This is a genomic window from Brachybacterium squillarum M-6-3, assembly GCF_000225825.1.
Taxonomy (GTDB): Bacteria; Actinomycetota; Actinomycetes; order Actinomycetales; family Dermabacteraceae; genus Brachybacterium; species Brachybacterium squillarum.
In genome coordinates this window covers 667803-685769 of record NZ_AGBX01000001.1, presented here as the reverse complement: position 1 = coordinate 685769, position 17967 = coordinate 667803, and the positions used below count along the sequence as shown (strand labels likewise).

General features: G+C 72.7%; 10 protein-coding genes. 4 read left to right on the top strand and 6 right to left on the bottom strand.

The features are described from left to right. The first annotated feature begins 69 nt into the window (after positions 1-69). Together OM98_RS03100 and OM98_RS03095 are read left to right on the top strand one after the other, a co-directional pair. The gene (locus tag OM98_RS03100; protein WP_010533110.1) at positions 70-2160 is read left to right on the top strand and encodes a hypothetical protein; all 2091 of its coding nucleotides are present in this window, start codon (positions 70-72) and stop codon (positions 2158-2160) included. A 102-nt stretch (positions 2161-2262) separates the two neighbouring features. Further along, a complete protein-coding gene (locus tag OM98_RS03095; protein WP_010533109.1) occupies positions 2263-8748 on the top strand; it encodes a DUF4011 domain-containing protein in 6486 nt (2161 codons plus the stop codon). Between the two features lie 2 nt (positions 8749-8750). On the opposite strand, the gene OM98_RS03090 is transcribed toward OM98_RS03095, so the two are convergent. From OM98_RS03090 to OM98_RS03070, 5 genes are all read right to left on the bottom strand, one after another. After that, positions 8751-10655 carry a DUF262 domain-containing protein gene (locus OM98_RS03090; RefSeq protein WP_010533108.1) on the bottom strand — a complete coding sequence of 635 codons (1905 nt, stop codon included), beginning with the start codon at positions 10653-10655 and terminating at the stop codon, positions 8751-8753. A gap of 17 nt (positions 10656-10672) precedes the next feature. Beyond that, the gene (locus OM98_RS03085) at positions 10673-11992 is read right to left on the bottom strand and encodes a DUF262 domain-containing protein (protein WP_010533107.1); all 1320 of its coding nucleotides are present in this window, start codon (positions 11990-11992) and stop codon (positions 10673-10675) included. A gap of 316 nt (positions 11993-12308) precedes the next feature. Further along, positions 12309-12836 carry an SRPBCC family protein gene (locus OM98_RS03080; RefSeq protein ID WP_010533106.1) on the bottom strand — a complete coding sequence of 176 codons (528 nt, stop codon included), beginning with the start codon at positions 12834-12836 and terminating at the stop codon, positions 12309-12311. Next, complete coding sequence (locus OM98_RS03075; RefSeq protein WP_010533105.1) at positions 12833-13555, bottom strand: DUF899 domain-containing protein; 723 nt, start codon at positions 13553-13555, stop codon at positions 12833-12835. Before OM98_RS03075 ends, OM98_RS03080 begins: the two co-directional genes overlap by 4 nt. Beyond that, entirely contained in the window at positions 13552-14106 is a 555-nt protein-coding gene (locus OM98_RS03070; protein ID WP_010533104.1) for a dihydrofolate reductase family protein, read from the bottom strand. Before OM98_RS03070 ends, OM98_RS03075 begins: the two co-directional genes overlap by 4 nt. Before the next feature lie 117 nt (positions 14107-14223). Here OM98_RS03070 and OM98_RS03065 point away from each other — a divergent pair, with 117 nt between their 5' ends. Further along, positions 14224-14898 carry a TetR/AcrR family transcriptional regulator gene (locus tag OM98_RS03065; RefSeq protein WP_029362654.1) on the top strand — a complete coding sequence of 225 codons (675 nt, stop codon included), beginning with the start codon at positions 14224-14226 and terminating at the stop codon, positions 14896-14898. Positions 14899-14928: 30 nt separating this feature from the next. Here OM98_RS03065 and OM98_RS03060 read toward each other — a convergent pair whose 3' ends face one another. Beyond that, positions 14929-16344, bottom strand: coding sequence for a family 4 glycosyl hydrolase (locus OM98_RS03060; RefSeq protein WP_010533102.1), 1416 nt, complete (start codon positions 16342-16344; stop codon positions 14929-14931). 202 nt (positions 16345-16546) lie between these two features. On the opposite strand from OM98_RS03060, the gene OM98_RS03055 reads away from it, so the two are divergent. Further along, entirely contained in the window at positions 16547-17674 is a 1128-nt protein-coding gene (locus OM98_RS03055; protein ID WP_010533101.1) for a carbohydrate kinase family protein, read from the top strand. Positions 17675-17967 lie beyond the last annotated feature (293 nt).

Here is a 17967-nt window from a genome sequence, read left to right as displayed (position 1 = left end):
ACGGCGCCGTACGGCGCCCGTGCCGGACCGGCATTCCCGCGATCCCGATCACCCCGAGGAAGGACCCGCATGGCCCCCGAACACCACGCTCCACGCCCCGGCCGCCGGGCGGCCACCGCGGCACCGGAACCGGACGCGCCCGACCCCCGGTACTACGACTTCCGGTCGCTCCTCCGGGTCACCGACGAGGGACCGTGGCTCGATCGGCTGGACACCGCCGCCCGCACCTGGATCGCGGAGAAGCACGGCTCGCTCGGTGCCGGGCTCCCGGCCGTGCTGTCCGGCGACTCCTTCACGACCCGTCTGGACGGGTTCGGGGGCGAGGCGACGCGGGCCCTGCGACTCACCCTCGCCGAGAGCGGAGACCAGGGGGAATGGCTCACCGAGGCCCTCGGGGTCGAGGACAGCGGTGGTGGCGGATGGCTCAGTGTCATCGTCCGCAACTCCGAGCAGCGGTTCGGGAACCGCCCGCGTCTCGTCCCGCGCCTGCTCGAGGAGCTCACGATCCTCGACGGGGCCAGCGACCTCGACGATGCCACCTGGGTGATCGGGAAAGACCACTTCCGGGAGTTCGCCGCCGTCCTCGCCGACGAGGGGCGTCGCGCCCCCGTCTTCGTCACCGCGGCCCGACCCGGTCAGGATCCCGAGCAGGTCCGGGAATGGATGGAGCGACGCTCCCGCGAGCTCGCCGGACTCGCGCACTCGTACGTCCTCGACCACGAGGCGAACGCCCTGCTCATGCATCACCTGGGGAAGTCCATGGGAGTCCGACCGGGGAGCATCCGGTCGTTCGCCCCGTCCCCGGTCCCCTTCGACGCGCAGGACGCCCTGCGGCACCGACGCATCGGTGTCGCCCGCCTCGAGACCCTGCCCGTGCGGGCCGCCGCCGCCCTGGTGGGACGTATCGCGCGTTTCGAGGCGTGGGCGACGGAGGAACCGGTCGGACTCCGCGAGGCCCGCCGGGTCTTCGACCGTCGCGCCTTGTCCGAACAGTTCCGGGTCGGTCGCCGTGCGCGGGGAACGGGCCACCCCGGACCGGAGACACCTCCGACCGGCATCCGGCCGACAGGCCCTTCGGAACCCGTCCTCCCCCGGACGGCGGAGCACGACGGATCACCGGTCCGGTCCTCACCGAGGACACCGCGCGAGGGATCCGCGGCCCCCGCCCCCGTCCTCACCCCCTCGTCGCCGATGTATCCCGGGCCCGCGAAGCCGGATGACGCCGGCGCCGTGACGTCACCGCGGACGGCGACGCCGCCGAAGGACCCGCGACCGGCCGCGGGGGCCGAGCGGTCGGGCGACGGCGGGGAGGCCCAGGGACCGAGCCCGCTCACGCCCACGGGGTCCGCCGCCGATCCCGCGCTCGCCGCCCTGCTCGAGGCCACGGGTACGGGGTCCCTGGAGGAAGCCCTGGACTGGGCGCGGACCATGAGCGAGGTGCTCGAGGACGCGGAACGGGACGCCCTCGACCGGCAGGCCCACGCCGAGCGCATGGCCGACGCCACCGAGGAGCTCGAACGCTCCCGTGCCGGCCTGGAACGGGAGCTCGCGCGCGAGATCGATCGCCGCCACACCGCGGAGTCGAACGCCCGGGCGCTCAGCAGCTTCGCGCCGGGCGGGACGAGCGGCCCGTCCGACGTCGACGCACCCGGCCATCCGGCGGACGAACCGTTCCCCGAGCAGTTCTCCGACATCCCGATCATGGCGCTCGACCTCGAGCGTTACGTCGAGTTCACGGGCGACCCCGCGACCACCGAGGCGCTCGACGAGTACGACACCAACACGGTGGGCGCCAAGCGGTGCTGGGAGGGCCTGCTCGCCCTCTACGACTACGCCCGGGCGCGGGCCGAAGGCGTCCATGACGAGGGCCTGTACGGCTACCTGCGGACCACCCCGAGCGGGTACGCCGGGTTCGGGGTCTCGCACTACGCGGCACGGGAGTCCGAGACGACCACCGCTCGACGGGACCTCGCCGATCAACGATTGCTCCCCGTGCCCGCAGCGGTGGATCCCGCGGGTCACGTGCACATGTGGGCCCACCTGAAACTTACCCAGGTCGGACGGATCAGCCCTCGACTGCACTTCCACGACGACGTCGGCGGCACCGGCAAGGTCTACGTCGGGTACATCGGGCGTCACCTCGGCACGTCGGGAGGATGACGACTCTCTTTCCCGACCCGCGGCGAGCATCGCCGCCTGTCGGAGCCCGATGACATCATGGGCACACCCTCTCGCCCCCACGAGACACGAACCGGAGCCGCCGTGCAGCCCCAGGCCATCGACTACGTGACCCGAGCGCTGCTCCAGGTCCTCCCGCAGCACCTCCAGCCCTACGTGGAGGTACGGCTCCGTGAACAGGGCATCGAGGAGAGCTGGCAGCGCGCTTTCACCGCCAGGGACCGCGAACGTGGCCGGCGGGGGATGGTCCACGAGATCACCGACCCGGCCGTCCAACTGAAACTCCTGCACTTCCGGGTGTCGGGCCGTCCGTTGATCCCGGTGGACGACGAGGTCGCCCAGGCCTCGCGGGCCGTCCTGGGGACCCGGAACCGCTTCGCCCACGCCACGGTGGCCGTCGACACCGCGGAGGCGACCCGGGTCCTCATGGAGGTGGGCGGTCTCTTCCTGCTCCTCGAGCTGGACGACGCCCTCGCCGAGATCGAAGACCTCCTGCAGGCGGTCCGGGACCTGCAGGCGGACGCGGCACCTCCTGTCGATGGCGCGACCTCTTCCGGCGCCGGCACGGGGCCGTCCACCGATGAGGATGCAGGGGCCGACCCGGCCGGGGCACCGTCTCCGCGTCCCGCCGGCGACGCCGCCGCTGCACTCGATTCCGTCGGCGTCGGCTTCTCGCACGATCCCCGCCCCGTCCACGCCTCGTCGGTCCTCCGGCGGCCCGTGGTCCGGCTCGGCATCGCCCTCACGGGCGGGGTCTCCGACCTCCCGATCCTCCGGGTGTCGGTCGCGCTCGTGGTCGATGCGTCCTCGATCTCCCTGGCCAGCGACCAAGTGGTCACCCTCGCGGCCGGGGACCGCCAGGAACCCGAGGTCGAGCTGGTCCTCGACCGCGCGGCACTCCTGGTCCTCGACCAGGTGACGGAGGCCCGGGTCCGGGTCACCCTCTCGGCCGGTGGCGTGGAGCGGACCGTGCTCCCCGAGGGCGGCGCCATCACCGTCCACGGACCTCGCAACTGGCGGCTCGCGCCCGACGACGGAGTCGAGCACACCCTGGCCGGCTTCGTCCAGCCGCAGGAACCGGCCCTGTCCGGACTGCTGCGGGAGGCCGACACGATCCTCGCGGCGAGGACCGGGCGCGGGGGACTCGACGCCTACCAGGGGGACGAGGAACGCAACGACGCCATCGTCGACGCGATCTGCCGCGCCGTGCATGCCCGGGGCCTCACCTATGCGAACCCCCCGGCCGCGTGGGCCGAGGACACCCAACGCATCCGATCCGCACCGGAGGTCCTTGAGGAGCGACTCGCCACCTGCCTCGACTCGACGGTCCTCCTCGCGAGCCTGCTGGAGCAGGCGGGCATCGACGGTCAGCTGTGGCTGCTGAACGGCCACATCTTCGTCGGCTACTGGCGGACGGAGGAGCGTCGGCAGGATCCCGACCCGCACCCGGCACCACTGTTGCTCGCGAACCAGATCGAACGGGGTGCCCTCCGTCTGGTCGAGACCACGATGCTCACCGCGCCCGAGTACCCGGGGCAGGCGGCCCTCCACGAGCACGCCCAGCGTGCTGCCGGAGGCCTGGCCGTCGACAGGATCCAGCAGGTGATCGACATCCGTGGCGCTCGCCGCGCGGGGCTCCACCCGCTGCCCGTCCGGGTCGTCGGGAACGACGGGGACGTCGACGTGGTCGAGTACGCCCCTCCCACCCGTGATCTGTCCCGTCTTGTCCGGGAGAGCCTGCCCGGCACCGCCCGGCGGATCACCCGGGACACCGACGTCCCGCCGCGCATCGAGGCCTGGAAGCGGGAGCTCCTGGACCTCTCCCTCCACAACCGACTCATCAACCTGACCCCTCGCGCCGCGTACACCCTGTCCGTCCCCACGGAGGTGCAGGGCGCCTTCGAGGACATGCTCCACGCCGGGACCTCCTTCGCGCTCGAGGCATTCGACGGGATCGAGCGGACGGACACCGTACTGGCCGAGCGCGTGGTCGAGGACCATCGGGTCATCCTCGACGTGGCCGAAGAATCCTACGCCCGGGCCCTGCAGAAGCTCGCGAACACGGCCCGTACGGTCGTCGAGGAGACCGGGTCCAACAACCTCTACCTCACCCTCGGCACCCTCCACTGGACCAGTGACGGCAAAGACCTCGTCTCCCCTCTGGTCCTCGTCCCCGTCACGATCCGGGCCCGCGCCCGGGGCGCCCGGTACGAGATCGCGCTCGACGAGACCGGTGCCTCGACCCCGAACCACTCCCTCCTGCAGCGTCTCGCCCACGACCTGTCCCTCTCCATCCCGGGGCTCGAGGACCCCGAGACCGACGAGGCGGGGATCGACCTCGACCAGGCCTTCCAGTCCGTCCGTAATGCCCTGACCGAGTACGGGCTCCCCTTCCGGGTCGAGACCCGGGTCCATCTCGGGCTCTTCAACTTCGGAGGGTTCCGACTCTGGAAGGACCTCGAGGACGACTGGCGCGCCGTGATGGCGAACCCGCTGGTCCGACATCTCGTCGAGAGCCCGTCCGAGCCGTTCGTCGATCCCGTCCCCGAATCCGGGAGCCGGGACCTGGACGGCCTCGTCGCCGAGCTCCCCACCACCGCCGACGCCTCCCAGGCACTCGTGGTGTCCGAGGCCGTCGCCGGCAGGACCGTCGTGGTCGAGGGGCCGCCGGGGACGGGCAAGTCCCAGACCATCACCAACCTGATCGTGCAGGCGATGGTCGAGGGGCGGCGGGTGCTGTTCGTCGCCGAGAAGCAGGCGGCGCTCGAGGTGGTCAGCCGGCGTCTGGCCGCGGCCGGGGTCTCGGACCTCGTGCTCGACCTCCACGACGTGAGCCTGCGGCCCGCGGCGGTGAAGCGGAAGATACTCTCCGCCCTCGACCTCGAGGCGGAGGTCGACGAGGAAGGGCTCGCGGCGGACCGGCGGGCCCTCGAGGCGCGGCGCGGGGAGCTCGTCCACTACCGGGACGCCCTGCACGCGCGGAACACAGCGGGGATGTCGCTGTACACCGCGCACACGCGGGATCTCGCCGCCGGGGACGACGTGGATCCCCTCGCTGTCCCCGCGGACGTCGTGGCCCGGCTCGACCGCGCCGCGATCGACCGCGTCGCGCAGGGGCTGGCCGAGGTGACCGCGGCGAGTCGGGCAGTCACGCCCAGGCCCGGGCACCCATGGCGGCTGTTCGCGCGTCCCGTCCCGGCCGGTACCGAGGGGGGCCTCGTCGATGCCCTCCTGGCGCTCCGTGACCGGGTGAGCGGGACGCCCGAGGCCCTCCGACCCGTCGTCACTGGCCTCCGGTCGGCCGGAGAGGCCGCGACCCTCGCCGACCTCCTGGACGGACGCGGACTCCCCTGGGAGCTGATCGAGGCGATCGCCCACCCCGACTGGGAGACCGGCGCCCGGGGGATCGAGCACGAACTCGCTGCGCTCAGCGCCCAGGCACAGGTGTTCCACCACTACGGCCCCGATGTCATCGGGGGCCCGATCGACCAGGTCAGGGCCGCACTCACCGAAGCCCGATCCGCCCGATTCGGGAAGCGCGGGAGGATGCGGCGCGCGCTCGCCCCTCTGGCGCGGTGGGAGCGGCCCGGTGCGCCCGTCCCCGACGAGCTGATCGAGCAAGCGGTCAACGCGCTCCTCACCGTGCGCGACACCTCGGTGCGGGCCGCACATCGGATCTCCGTGCAGCCCGGCCTGGCCCCCCTCGCGGCACCTGCGCTCCTCGATCCTCGCGCCCGGGCTCACGTCGCACAGCAGCTCGCCGGCCTCCGGGCTGCCCGTGACGCCCGGAGCGGTATGGCCGGGACCGACACGGCTGCAGCCGTCGAGCGGGTCCCCCATGCCGAACGCGGGAACATGTCGCTCCATCTCCGCGCGGTCGCGGACCTCTGGCGGACGGCGACGGGACACGCGGGCGGCACGTGGTCGACCCCCGAGGGCACATCGCCGCTCGACCACCTCGTGACGACCCTGGGCGGGGCACGGGCCGACGAACTGACACCCCGCGGGCTCGCCCTGTGGTCCGACCTCGGGAGAGCCGTCGATCCCCTTCGGGACGTCGGCCTCGGGGACCTGGCCGAGCTCGTGCTCGACGGTCGGGTGGAACCGAGCGAACTGTCCCAGGCCTTCGACAAGGGCCTGGCGCAGGGCGCGGTCGAGGAGCGTCGTGGTCACGGGTCGTTGCGCAGCTTCGACGGTGAGCGGCACGACCATCTGATCGACGGCTTCGATGCCCTCGGCCGACGCGTCCGCGACGGAGCGGGCGCCGCCGTCCGCGCCCGCATCCTCGCGCATCGGACCACGGGGGAGACGGCGGAGAGCCGCCGCCTCGCGAGCGACCTGCGACGTGAGGTGTCCGGGCGTCGACGGGCCCCGAAGGTGCGCTCGCTCTTCACCCGCTTCGGATCGGTCATCAGCCGGTCGATGCCCTGTGTCCTGGTCAGCCCGGAATCCGTCGCCCGGTTCGTCCCGCTCGGCGAGCCCTTGTTCGACCTGGTGGTCTTCGACGAGGCCTCCCAGATCACCGTCGCGGGCGCGATCGGGGCGATGGGTCGCGGGACCTCCGTCGTGGTTGTCGGGGACTCCCGCCAGATGCCTCCCACGCGATTCGCGCAACTCACCGGGGGGAACACGGACGAGGAGGAGGACGAGACCGTCGTGCCCGACGAGGAGTCCATCCTCGGGGAATGCGTCAGCGCACGCGTCCCGCGTCACTGGCTGAGTCATCACTACCGGTCCCGGACCGAGGAACTCATCGCCTTCTCGAACCGCCGGTACTACGAGGGGCGGCTCGCGACGTTCCCTGGACCGGGCGTCGCCCCGTCCGTCGACGGGACGGCCGACACCCCGGGTCGGCGTCAGGCCGGCATCCGCCTGCGACGGGTGGAGGGGACATTCCTCCGCTCCGGGGCGCCGCGGAAGGCGCTCCGGACGAATCCGGTCGAGGCGGAGGCGGTCGTGGAGGACGTGCTCGCACGGTTCGCGGGCGCCTCGACCGAGCCGTCCCTCGGAATCGTCACCTTCAACATGCCGCAGCGGGACCTCATCGAGGCACGGCTGCGCGAGGCCGGGGACGAGTCCGTCCTCGAGTCGCTCGACGATCCGGAAGGGCTGTTCGTCAAGAACCTCGAGAACGTCCAGGGTGACGAGCGGGACACGATCCTGTTCTCGATCGGCTTCTCGGCGAACGACAAGGGGGAGGTCCCGCTGAACTTCGGGCCCTTGAACCGCGAGGGCGGGGAGCGACGGCTCAACGTCGCCGTGACCCGCGCCCGCGAGGAGGTGCTCGTGTTCGCCTCCTTCGAGCCCTCACAGCTCCACGCCGAGAGGTCCACCTCCCAAGGGTTGCGGGACCTGCGGGACTACCTCGACCTCGCCCAGCGGGGCGTGTCCACCCTCGCGGACGGCCAGGGCCGGCCCGGGACCGTCGACCGCCACCGGGAGGACATCGCGCAGGCCCTGCGTGAGCGGGGTCTCGGCGTCAGCACCTCCCTGGGGCTGTCCAGCTTCCGGGTCGACCTCGGGGTCGGACGGCCCGACGGACCTCATCTGGTCGCCGTCATGCTCGACGGGGTGGCCTGGGCCCACCGGGGGACGGCCGTGGACCGTGACCTCCTCCCGCGCAGCGTGCTCACCGGGGTCGCGGGCTGGCCCGCCGTCGAACGTGTCTGGCTCCTGGACTGGATGGAGCGGCGCGAGGCGGTCCTCGACCGCATCGCGGCACGGGTGGAGGCGGTCCACGCCGAGATCGAGGCCACCGCCGCGGAGGACATGGATCCCGGGGCAAAGGTGGTCACCCCACTGGTCGACGACGCGGAGGCCGCCGATGCATCCACGGCTGCCCCTGTCGACGAGGACGACCGGGGCGGATCGTCGGACGGCGAGGGTCCCTCCGGGTCGACGGCAACGGCGGCACCGGCCATCGTTCCCGGTGAGCCCCACGCCGTCGGAGACGTGCACGCGGTCCGGGGTCGTGCGGTGTCGCAGGGTCCCGAGGGCCCCCGGGGTGGAGCCGGGAACGGGTCCGGCTGCACCGGTCCGTCGGGGCCCCGCGACCCGAGCTCGACCGCGCCGCATCGTCCGTGGTCCCCGCCGTTCCACGCGACGGTCGCCGACCTCGAGGCGGCACCGACCGAGCCGGACCAAGCCCATCGTATGCAGCAGCTCCTCGTCTCCCTGGTCGATGCCGAGTACCCGATCCATCGGGACGAGGCCGCGCGACAGGTGGTCACCGCCCTCGGCATCAAGAAGGTCAGGGCATCACGCCGCGACGAGCTGTGGCAGGCGGTCGACCGCAGCGCATTCCACCTCGATGAGTCCGGTTTCGTCTGGCCCCTCACCGTCGCTCCCGAGCAGTTCACCGGCTACCGCCCGCGGGTGCTCCGCGCCTACTCGATCGACCAGCTCCACCCCTCGGAGCTCAGGAACGTGATGGTGGACGTCCGCCGGGCCGCCGCGTCGGGGGGCCAGGACGAGCGACTACGCAGTGGACTCCGTCTCCTCGGGGGGATCCGGCTGACGGACGGCATCCGGAGCGCCCTGCTCCGGGCGGACCAGGACGCGGGGTCCTGACCTCACCCGCGCGCGAGGTACCCGGCAGTGGGGTCGACGTCCTGCCGGAGCAGGTCCATCATCTCGCGGTGGTGCGCGACGATCGCGTCGTCCCCCCACACGGCGGTCGCGGTGCCCGCCGATCGCACGATCCCGGCCATGACCTGCAGCTTGGGGCTCTGCTGCACGATCGTGTCCTGATACGTGTCGGCCTTGGCGCGCGGTGAGAGGTTCCCGAAGGCCGAGTTCGTCCCCACGCTGACCAACGCGAGGTTGCCGAGGCTCTCGCGGTTCTCCTCGCTGACCTGGTCGATCCCCTGTTCGGCGCGCGGGTGCCGCGGGGAGAAGTGCTCGATGGAGGTCCGGAACATGAAGGAGAAGTCCCGGTCCCGTGGCCGACGGTGGTCGAGCACCAGCAGGTCCAGGTAGGTGAAGACGATGCGGGGGATGGCGAAGCCCGACGGGGGGTCCTCCCAATCCGGGATCGCGTCGCGGACCGCCCGTCGCGCGGCCTGCCGCAGCACGCCCTCCAGACCGTGTTCCCGGATGCCTCCCGGGCCCGGGTGCAGGAGGTACGCCAGGACCTCGGTGAGCCAACGCATGGTCCGGGGCGAGGTGTACGTGATCCGGAACATCGACTCCAGCAGCAGGACCCCGCGATCCTCGGTCCCGAACGTGCCCACGTAGTCCATGAAGTACTCCGTCCTACGGCCCCGACCACGCTCCCGTTTGACGACGCGCTGCAGTGACCAGTCGTCGTCGTCGACGTGGGCGGACGACGCGTGCCGCTTCACCACATAGGCATCGAAGAGCAACCGGAGACGGAGGAGGTGCACGGCGAACTGCTCGACCTGGGTCCGGCTCCCGAGGGTGGCCGTCCCCTCGAAGAGTTCGATGAGGCGGTTGTCGTCGAGAACGGCCTCGAGCAGTCGTGGCTCCTCGACGGACCCGTCCGTCGTGAAGGTCGCGAGGGCATGCAGCAGGAAGCTCGGGAAGTCGATGATTGAGCGGAAACGGTCCGACCGATCGGCGGCGGGCGTGTCCGCGCCGGTCCGGGTGGCGGACAGGATCGCGTCGTCGAGGCACATCGAGGCGGCTCCGGGGGCCGGGTCGTCGACGACCCGCGCCGAGCCGGTGAGCCTCTCGGACAGCCCTGCGAAGTCGTCCAGCTCGAGCCAGTCCCAGGCCTCCCCGAAGATCTCGGAGCGCAACGTGGGGTCCTCGCGCGTCAGGGTCTGCTGCACGTAGCCGTCCATGTCGGCGCAGGCCATCCAGATCCGATGGAATGCGTGGAGCGCGACCGGGTCACCGCCCAGCCGGGACATGAGGCGCGCCTTGACGATGTCGGACGGTTCGAGCTGCACGCTGCGCGTGTTCATCACCTCGAAGTAGCGGTTCAGGTCCACGTCGGGGAGTTCGGCCCGGACCACGTGGACACGGTCGAGCAGTCGCTCCGTGAAACGGGTGATGTCGATCGGGTCCCAGGTCGAGAGCTCGACCTCGATCGCCTGGACGGCGTCCAGCATCGCGGGGTCGTGCTCGTCCGCGTCCAGGGGATTCGGCGGACCCCCCACCAGCCGGCCGAGGGTGCGTTCCGCCCGGGGTCTGGCGTCGTACCGGAGACGTCCCCGGAGGACCGGGACCGTCTCGTGACGCCGTCCGAGGACCGCCAGCAGGAGGAAGAGCGTGGTCACCCGTTGCTGCCCGTCCACGAGCTCCCAGTCCCCGTCCCTGCGGGTCACCACGAGATTGCCGAGGAAGTAGCTCCCCTGGGCTGAGGGCTCCCGCTCCATCCCGTCGACGACGTCCACGAGGAGCTGGTGGACCTCCGTCGGGGTCCACGAGTAGTTGCGCTGGTAGATCGGGACCCTCAGCGGTCCCGCCGCCGTGGAGAACAGTTCGCGGATCGAGAGGGTCCGGGCGTGCATGGATCGTGGGTCGGTGGTCACGAGGAGACCTCTTCCAGGAGGGTGCGGAGTTCCGTGTCGTGCGTCCGGCCCGGGACCTGCCCGGTGCGCCCGATGTGGGCCAGAGCGCGTTGCGACACGGCGTCCCGCAGGGCCGGGAACGGGGCGTCCTCGGCGATCGCGTGCCTCTGGATGGTCGGGTCCCCGACGCGCTCGTAGTCCAGGCGGATCCCGTACGCCCATCGGAACAGCCGGTCACGGGTCCGTGACCAGTCGACCTCGCCCACGGTCGAGACGGCGTACAGCAGTGCGGCCAGGTAGAGCTCGGTGATGTAGCGGTACCGGCGGCGGGACGGGCGCGGTCCCAGTCCCCCGGCGGCGAGTCCGTCGAAGGCCTCGGCGCCGGGCAGGCCGTCGAAGGCGTGGGAACGGACGGCCTCCAGATCCGTCGTCCATGCGTCGACGGCTTCGAAGAAGGCGGACCCCGGGAGGACCGGCTCGTCGATCGGGAAGCGCGCCCTCCGGAGATCGGCGAGGCCGGCCTCGTCCATCCCGATCCCCAGGACAGGGGCCGAGGCGTGGACGAGCCGGCGAGCGAGGATCCGCGGGGAGGACGTCAGGTCGCCGGAGACGCCGGTGAACTCGCCGATGTCGTCCGCCTCGAAGGTGTCGGCCCGTCGGCCGCGGCTCCACCGGCGGATCCGGAACAGGTAGAGGGAGAAGAGGCGATCCAGGTCGACCTGGTCCCGTCGTTCCCAGGCCTCCACCACCGCGACGCGCTTCGCCTCGGTCTCCCCGCTCATCTCCCGCAGGTGGTGCGCCTTCAGGAGATCGTGGGGGAGGAGCGGACGACCGCGGTGGTTCTGGGAGTCGAAAATGCGGAACGCCTCGTCGAGGTCGTCCGTGACCACCTGGAACACGCGACACTGCTCGCGGATGAAGACGGCCAGTTGTTCGGACTCCACCCCGTGCGTCCCGACGGTGGAGGCCAACTCCGTCCACGCGGCACCGATGGGGCTGTCGGGTGCGCCGGAAAGTGCGGTGGCGAGGTCGCCGTGGTCGTTGCCGAGTCGTGTCCGGAGGGCCAGGAGGATCAGACGGAGGGTGAGGACACGCTGCTGACCGTCCACGACGTCCAGTGTGCCGTCGCCCTGACGATGCAGGATCACCGTCCCGAGGACATACGTGACGGATGCGGACCCGTCCGTCGCTTGTGCCGCATCGGACAAATCCTGGAGCAGGCGGACCGCAAGGTCCGGGGTCCACCGGTACGGCCGCTGGTACGGGGGGATACGGAGATCCTGCGCGAGCAGCGCCTCCACGGACTCGGTGGAGACGTCTCCGGCGCGGATGGTCATGGCGAGAGCCTATCGACCTTCCCGATAAGCCGACGCCCCGACTCATGCGTAGATCGGCCGCAAGGACGATGCACTCGGACGTCGGGGGGGCCACGGCTGTCATTCCAAGAGTTCTTGCGGTGGGTGGTGAGGAAGACAGCAGGTTCCCTTCAGAGGGTGCCGTTCGCGTGCCCCTATGAGGGAGCCCCGCGGCGGGCGACGTGGATGCTCCACGTCGCCTGCCGGTGGACGCCATCGACCGGACAGATGGTCGCGGGACTCGTCGTGGGTGAGGGTCGGCCCGGCGCCCGCGGACCCAGCAGCATCCACCCGAGCCTCACCCCTCCTCGACCGCTCGCGCGAGCGAGGCCAGGGAGGCGTCGAGGAACTCCGGCGGGAAGGGCGGCAGGCCGCCGACCTCGTCCCGCACCACCTGCGGGGTGGCGGACCAGTCGTAGATCAGCCGCACCCGGGTGCCCTCGCCCTCCGGCTCCAGCTCGTAGCGCCAGGTCCAGCCGCCGCCGGCCAGAGTGCCGTCGGGGAGGTGCTGCGCGGGCTCCCAGGCGATCACCCGCTCGGGCTCGAGGGCGATGACGCGGTTGTGCATGTCGTAGCGGCCGCCCGCGTTCTCGTGGAACATCTCGATGCCGAACACCTGGCCCACCTCGGTGATCTGGACGACGGGGTCCAGGGCACCGCGCACCCAGTCGCCCGGCTCGGTCTCGGCGTGCCGTCGCGGGTCGCTGAGCAGGGCGAACACCGCGGCCGGTGGGGCATCGACGGTGCGCTCGGCGACCATCCGGTCGCCGTCGAGGCTCTGATCGGCGGGGGCCTGATCGTCTGGAGCCTGATCTTCGGGGCTCATGCGGGGGTCCTCCCGTAGTGCGCGGCGATGTCCGCGGAGCTCGGCCAGCGCGTGTAGGTCGGCTGCTGCGGCCAGCCGTCGGGGACGTCCTGCCACTCCTCCTGTCGGCCGTAGGGCAGCAGGTCCGTGAAGGCGAAGGTGTGGCTGAGCTGCTCGGAGCCCCGCGCTCCGGTGTGCCAGGTGCGGTAGACGCGGTCGCCGTCGCGCAGGAACACGTTGAGGCCGAAGCCGCCGCCCGCAGGAGCGTCCATGTCCGCGCCGAAGGGGCTGTCGGCCGTGGAGAACCAGGGCAGCTGATTCCCGACCTTCTCACGGTAAGCGAGGGCCTCGCCGATCTCGCCCTGGGTGACGACGACGAAGCGGGCGTCGAAGGGGCGCAGGAACTCCCCGTCGCGGAACTGCGAGGTGTAGCCCGTGCAGCCGGCGCACTGCCACTCGGCCCCGGGGGACCACATGTGGTGGTAGACGACCAACTGGCGCGCCCCGTCGAAGAGGTCGACCAGCCGCACCGGGCCGTCGGGGCCGGTCAGCGTGTACTCGGGCAGCTCGACCATCGGCAGTCGGCGGCGCTGGGCGGCGATGGCGTCGAGCTCGCGGGTGGCTGCCTTCTCGCGGGCCCGCAGCGCGCCGAGCTCGGCCCGCCAGGACTCGGCGTCGACCACCGGGGGCAGCGCCGGGGCGGAGTCGTTGTCGGGGTCGGGGTCGGGCGTGCTGGTCATGGGGTGCCTCCGAGGGTCCAGCGGGTGTAGGTGACGGAGCTGGGGAAAGCCAGGTGCTCGCGCAGGGTGAAGCGCTGCCGGTGACCCTCGGGGACCAGGCGACGGCCGCGGCCCTGCGTGACGGGGAAGGTCCACAGCCGGATCTCGTCGACGAGTCCGACGCCGAGCAGCAGGTGGCTGAGCTCGATGCTGCCGGTCAGGGAGATCTCCCCGCCGTCCGCGGCCTTCAGCTCCCGCACGGCGGCGACTGGATCGGTGGAGATCACCGTGGAGTTCACCCAGCCGGGATCGCCGAGAGTGCGGCTGACGACGACCTTGCGCAGGGCGTCGAGCTCGGCGGAGATGCCGGTGGTGTCGTCGTCCTGCTCGGGCCAGAATCCGCGGAAGTCCTCGAAGGTGCGGCGTCCCAGCAGGATCGTGTCGCAGTCCGCGCTGTCCCGGGCGGTGACCTCGCCCATCTCGTCGTCGGCGGCCATCGGGTCGAACCAGTCGTCGAGCATCTCCACGGAGCCGTCCAGGGTGATGTTCTGGGTGAGGATCAGGGGTCTCATGAGGGCCTCCGCATCGAGGACTTTTCGAGGACTGCCGAGCTCCGTGGCGTTTCAACGGGCTCCGACACGGCCGATGTGAACGGCGTCTACTTGGTGTGAACACCGTAGACTTACCCCGTGAGCACGTCAAGGGATCCCGCGCCGACCAGGCCCTACCACCACGGTGACCTGCGCTCCGCCCTGGTGACGGAGGCGCTGGAGATGATCCGCGAGGGCGGCACCGCGGCGCTCTCGCTGCGCGAGGCCACCCGCCGAGCGGGCGTCACCCCGGGGGCGGCCTACCGGCACTTCCGCGGTCGCGACGACCTTCTCGCGGCCGCCTCCCGCGCCATCCAGGAGCAGATGACCGCTCGGATGCGCACGGCGGTCCCGCCGCGGCCGGCCGGGGAGGTCTCCGTGGCCGAGGATGCGGCGGCCCGGGCGCTGGACCGGCTGCGCGGCGTGGGTCTCGGGTACATCGGCTTCGCCCGCGCCGAGCCCGGCTGGTTCGAGACGGTGTTCTTCGGCGCCCCGGGCGTCGGGGCCGAGACCGGAGCGGGGGAGGGCGCGGGGGAGGAGCGCGACCACGAGGTCGCCCCGCCGTTCCTCGCCCTGCTCGCGGCGCTGGACGAGTGCAGGGACACCGGAGTGCTCACCGCCGAACGGCGCGAGGGCGCCGAGTTCGTCTGCTGGTCCGCCGTGCACGGCTTCGCCGAACTGGTCATCCACGGGCCCCTGCGGGACGCCCCCGCCGAGGTGGTGGACGCCCTGTCGGTGCGGGTGGTGGACGACATCATCGCCGGGGTGCGCTGACCTCGGGCCCAGCCCGGTGTCCCTCCGGCGTCAGCGCCAGAGCGCGGCGATCTGCGGGTGCGCCGCCGTGTACCCCTGCAGCAGGCGCGCCCCGAGCGCGGGGGAGGAGACCAGCGGGTGGGTGGAGAAGCCCTGCCAGGCGGCGTCGCGGTCGCCGGTGCGGGCTGCGGTGAGGATCGCCCGCTCGGCGCCGCGCAGGCTCGCCATCAGGCCCAGCCGGTCCAGCTCCACGGGCGCGACGGGCAGGGGGCGGACCCCCTCGCCGTCGACCTCGCAGACCACCTCGAGCACCAGGTCGGCGGGCAGCTCCGGCACGATCCGCGCGCTCGCCGGGGCGTCCGGCCGGCCGGAGGGGAGGTTGCCGACGTCCAGGATCATCCGCTCCCGGCGCCCGGTGGCGATCGCCGTCATCAGCCGCAGCGCCACCTCCTGGTAGCCGCCGCCGGCCAGGTCCTCCTCCCGGCGCTCCTCGTCGCGGGACTCGGCCATGTAGGTCGCCTCCCGCTCCGCGAGCACGCCCCGCCAGGCCTCCAGCGGGGAGGGGCAGCAGCGTGCCCCGTCCGGGCCCGCCGCGGACAGGCCGTCGTAGAAGGCGCCCTGCTGGGAGGCCAGGAACTCGCCGCGGGTGGTGGCCGCCGCGGCGATCCGGGCGATCGCCTCCTCCGTGTGCCGGTAGTAGAAGAGGTACTCATTGGGCAGGGCGCCCTCGGCCCGCACCCAGTCGAGCCCCATCAGCCGCGCCTCCTCGATCTGCTCCAGCGCGGCATCGTCGGCGAGCAGCCCGGGCAGGCGATCCGTCCTGTCGAGGTGCACCGACCGCAGCCAGCCCAGATGGTTCAGGCCCACGTAGTCGGCGCCGCTGCCGGTAGCGCCGGAGAGCGGGTCGGCGCCCAGCAGCCGCCCCACCCGGCGCACCAGGCCGATGGGGGTGTCGCAGATGCCCACCACCCGGTCGCCCAGCTCGGCGCGCATCGCCTCGGTGACGATCCCGGCGGGGTTGGTGAAGGAGATGACCCAGGCCCGCGGCGCCTCCTCGGCGATGACGCGGGCGATGTCGATCGCGACCGGCAGGGTGCGCAGCGCGTAGGCCAGACCCCCGGGGCCGACGGTCTCCTGGCCGAGCAGCCCCAGGTCCAGCGCCACCCGCTCGTCGCGGATGCGCGCCTCGGCCCCGCCCACCCGGATCGCGCTGAACACGAAGTCGGCGCCCCGCACGGCCTCCCGCAGATCGGTGGTGACCCGCAGCCGGGGGAGCGCGGCGGCCCGTCCCGCGGCGAGCAGCTCGGCGCCCAGGCCCTCGATGACGCGGGCGATGCCGCGCAGACGGTCCGGGTCGACGTCCTGCAGCACCAGCTCGTCGACGGCGAGGCCGGTCGCGGCCGTCGCCACCGCCTCGTACACCAGCGGCACGCGGAAGCCGCCGCCGCCCAGGATCGTGAGCCTCATGGATGCGCCTCCCCGTGCGGGCGGCCCGTGGCGGGCCCGGACGCCGATCACGCTAGCACCGCCGTCCCCGCAGGCCACCGGCTGATGCGCCGTGCCCGATCCGGGCGATCACCGGGGCCGGGAGGGTGCGGGTGCGTACGGTAGGGAGCGTGGCGGGAGCTCGCCCCGTCCGCGTTCTCCCCGGTCCCGCGAAGGAGCCCCGATGACCCTCCCCGACCCGGCCGATCCCGCCGCGGCCGGCGCCGGCTGGGACCCCCTGGCCGACCGCCGCACCGCCGCCGATCCGCCGCTGGACGTGCTGCTCAGCGGCACCGTCTTCTTCGACATCGTCTTCACCGGCCTCGACCGGCTGCCCGAGCCCGGCCAGGAGATGTGGGCCAAGGGCATGGGATCCAGCCCCGGCGGCATCGCCAACCTCGCCATCGCCGCCGCCCGGCTGGGCCTGCGCACCGGCCTGGTCGCCGGCTTCGGGGACGACGCCTACGCCGACTGGATGTGGCACACGATGGCGCACGAGGAGGGCATCGACCTCAGTGCCTCCCGCCGGTACCCCGACTTCCACACCGCCCTGACCGCCTCGATGGCCGCCCACGGGGACCGGGCGATGGTCACCCACGGCCACCACCCGCCCGAGCCGCTCGCCGCGCTGGCCAGTGGGGCGCCCGAGGCCCGCGCCGCCGTCGTCGACCTCGGGGGGCAGACCGACTGGTGGGGGCGCCTCGCCGCCCGCGGCACCCGCGTCTTCGCCGACATCGGCTTCGACGCCACCGGCCGCTGGGACCCCGCCGACCTCGACCCCCTTGCGCACTGCCACGGCTTCACCCCCAACGCTCTGGAAGCCATGGCCTACACCCGCACCGACAGCGCCGGCGCGGCCGTGCGGGCGCTCGCCGAACGCGTGCCGCTGGCCGTGGTCACCGACGGGGCCGCCGGCGCCTACGCGATCGACCATGCCACCGGCGAGGAGGCCTACTGCCCCGCGGTGCCGGTCGAGGCGACGGACACCACCGGCGCGGGCGACGTGTTCACCGCCGCGATGGTGCTGGGCACCCTCGCCGAATGGCCGCTGGAGGAGCGGCTGCAGTTCGCCGCGCTCTGCTCCGCCCTGGCCGTCCAGCAGTTCGGCGGCTCCCTCGCCGCGCCCGGCTGGGGCGACCTGGCCGACTGGTGGCGCCACCTCAGCCGGGCCGCCGACGGCGGGGACCTGCGCGCCGCCTACACCCGCGACCGCTACCGCTTCCTCGACGGCGTGGTGCCGACCCACCCGGTGCAGGGCCGCCGCCGCGCCCAGGGCACCTTCGCACTGCGCTCCGACGCCGGCGAGCACTGAGCCGCGCCACGTGGGGGAATGCCATCCGGGGGAATGGGGACTCCTCCCCGGGCAGGCGGCCCCATCGCGCGCTGACCTGCACCGGACCCAGGATGGAGCCACTGGGTGCGGGCCTCGCGAGGGGCACGACGGCCGGGGCGGAGCACCCGCCGCCGCAGGAGCCCCGGTCGACGATGGGGGTCGTCGGCCGGCGGTGTCGAGAGCGGCGCGCGGGACCGTCCCGGCCGTCGTCGTCCCGCCGGGGACCGGTGGCCACCGCGGGGGCGGATCGGTCACCACGCCCCGCACCCAGG

Bases quoted from the DNA above. Each gene is read 5' to 3' on its own strand.
- OM98_RS03060 (WP_010533102.1), bottom strand. From the start codon at position 16,344: ATGAGGCTCACGATCCTGGGCGGCGGCGGCTTCCGCGTGCCGCTGGTG.
- OM98_RS03075 (WP_010533105.1), bottom strand. From the start codon at position 13,555: ATGACCAGCACGCCCGACCCCGACCCCGACAACGACTCCGCCCCGGCG.
- OM98_RS03085 (WP_010533107.1), bottom strand. From the start codon at position 11,992: ATGACCATCCGCGCCGGAGACGTCTCCACCGAGTCCGTGGAGGCGCTG.
- OM98_RS03070 (WP_010533104.1), bottom strand. From the start codon at position 14,106: ATGAGACCCCTGATCCTCACCCAGAACATCACCCTGGACGGCTCCGTG.
- OM98_RS03055 (WP_010533101.1), top strand. From the start codon at position 16,547: ATGACCCTCCCCGACCCGGCCGATCCCGCCGCGGCCGGCGCCGGCTGG.
- OM98_RS03090 (WP_010533108.1), bottom strand. From the start codon at position 10,655: ATGCACGCCCGGACCCTCTCGATCCGCGAACTGTTCTCCACGGCGGCG.
- OM98_RS03080 (WP_010533106.1), bottom strand. From the start codon at position 12,836: ATGAGCCCCGAAGATCAGGCTCCAGACGATCAGGCCCCCGCCGATCAG.
- OM98_RS03100 (WP_010533110.1), top strand. From the start codon at position 70: ATGGCCCCCGAACACCACGCTCCACGCCCCGGCCGCCGGGCGGCCACC.